The sequence below is a fragment of the Vibrio sp. 1562 genome, from assembly GCF_033340155.1.
Classification (GTDB): Bacteria; Pseudomonadota; Gammaproteobacteria; order Enterobacterales; family Vibrionaceae; genus Vibrio; species Vibrio alginolyticus.
Genome location: NZ_JAWOVY010000707.1, coordinates 1 through 535 on the forward strand (window position 1 = coordinate 1; position 535 = coordinate 535).

At 45.0% G+C, this 535-nt stretch carries 1 protein-coding gene; it reads left to right on the top strand.

What is annotated here, in order from left to right; translation table 11 throughout:
* Positions 1–535, top strand: a 535-nt coding sequence (locus R7Z49_RS27215) for an AEC family transporter (protein WP_411913039.1), incomplete at both ends; no start/stop codon positions are given.

Here is a 535-nt window from a genome sequence, read left to right on the forward strand (position 1 = left end):
TCTAGTCGGACGCCATATCAAACCTGATTTTCGCCCCATCAATCGAATTAATATCGATGTATTCACGCCAGCTCTGGTGTTTTCCTCATTAGTGAGCATGCCGCTCGACTCTGAACAAGGCCCCCTGCTCTTAGCCGCCATCATTGCGGTTTTAATTCCGGGGCTACTCATGATTCCGATTTGTAAAATCACTGGGCTAACATTTAAAGCTTGGGCTCCACCTCATATGTTTCGAAATAGCGGGAACCTTGCGATACCGTTGTTCACTTATACATTTGGCGAAGTTGCCCTTTCTTCTGCTGTACTGCTGTTTGTAGTATCAGCTTGCTTACATATCAGCGTAGGTGTGATGTTGTTAAGTAACGGTAATCCATTGAAACAAATCATAAAGATGCCAATTTTCTTATCAGCGTCACTCGCATTATGTTTGAACTTATCAGGTATTGGCGCGTGGACACCGTTGTATGAAGCAACAGCACTACTAGGGCAAGCCGCTGTTCCGGTAATGCTGCTTTCTCTTGGCTCACAAATGTGC